The sequence below is a fragment of the Streptomyces murinus genome, from assembly GCF_002154555.1.
In the GTDB taxonomy this organism is placed as follows: domain Bacteria; phylum Actinomycetota; class Actinomycetes; order Streptomycetales; family Streptomycetaceae; genus Streptomyces; species Streptomyces murinus.
Window position 1 is genome coordinate 1 of the sequence record NZ_MUNF01000894.1, and the last position, 1,408, is coordinate 1,408.

The 1,408-nt window shown below is 78.7% G+C and carries 1 protein-coding gene; it reads left to right on the top strand.

Features of this window, described 5'->3' with window-relative positions; translation table 11 throughout:
- The coding region (locus CCN72_RS36360; protein WP_244174662.1) for a protein kinase at positions 1-1,408 on the top strand (1,408 nt) is incomplete at both ends.

Consider the following 1,408-nt stretch of genomic DNA (forward strand, 5'->3'; position numbering starts at 1 on the left):
CTACGCGGGCCGGGTGCTGGCGGACCGCTACCGTCTGCCGCTGCCGCCGTCCGACGGGTACGAACCGACCGCCACCCGCGCCTTCGACACCTACAGCGGCCAGGAGGTGCTGGTCCGTCAGGTGCCGCTGCCGGAGGTCGTCGAGGCCGAGGTGCTCGACGCGGACGGACTGCCCGAGGGGTTCACCGCGCGCGGGCGCGGGGCGCGTTCTGTGCCGGCCGCGCGGGCCGCGACACGCCGGCCCGCCGAGCCCGCGGTGCGGCGCGCCGTGGAGGCCGCCCAGGCGGCGGCCCGCATCCCCGACCATCCGCGTCTGGACCAGGTCTTCGACGTCTTCGCCGAGGGCGGCTCGCTGTGGATCGTCAGCGAGTGGGTCGCCGCCCGCCCGCTGTCCGCGCTCCTCGCCGAGCGCCCCCTCACGCCCTATCGCGCCGCCGAGGTGGCCTCCGACGTCCTCATGGCCCTGCGCGTCCTGCACGCCCATGGCTGGGTCCACCGCAATGTCACCGCCCGCACGGTCCTCGTCTGCGACGACGGCCGGGTCCTGCTGACCGGCCTCGCCGCCGGTGCCGCGGAGGAGGCGCTGTGCGGGTACGACCCGGTGCCGGGGGCGGAGGAGGACGGCGGTACGGGGGGCGCCGCCGAGTCCCTGCCGGGTGCCGGACGGCCCGTTGACATCGTTGTGCCCGACGCCGTGGACCCCGAGGCAGCGCGGCGCGCCGCCATCCAGGCACGGGCGGCCGGTGCGCCGGACGTGAACGGCGTGTCCGGCGGGCCCGAGGCGCCCGGGGGGTCCCCGGCGTCCGGTACGGCGGGACAGCGGGCGCTGGAGAGCGGCGCCGACATCCGTGCCGCGCGGGCCGGGGCCATCGCCGCGTACCGGGCGGGCGCCCGCGCCGCGGCCCGGGTACAGGAGGCCCAGCAGGGCGAACGGGCCGCACTGCCCGGTGCCCGGCGCCCCGCTGAGGGCGACATGGGCACCGACCACGCCGCCGAGCCCGGGGGCCCGGTCGAGGGCGGGAGCGAGGGTACGGCGCGATCGGCGCCGTACGCCCAAGGGTCGCCCTACCCCCAAGGGCCGACGTATCCCCAAGGGTCCACCTACCTCCAGGCGTCGCCGTACGCCCAGGAGCCGACGCGCCCCGAAGGATCGCCGCACGCCGAGGACTCGCCGCGCCCCCAGCGGTCGCCGTACGGCCAAGGAGTGCCGCGTCCCCAGGATTCGGGACACCCCCGGAGCGCCCCGTACCCCCAGGGCCCGGCGTCCCACCCCGTGGATCCCGCCCCCGCCGACCCGTCCGCCGAAGGCACCGGCACCGGCGCGGCGCAGCCGTCGTACCCGAAGGGGCGGGCACCGTACGGCCCGGCGCCGCACCGGCCGCCGTCGGACTCGCCGTACCCCGCGGCC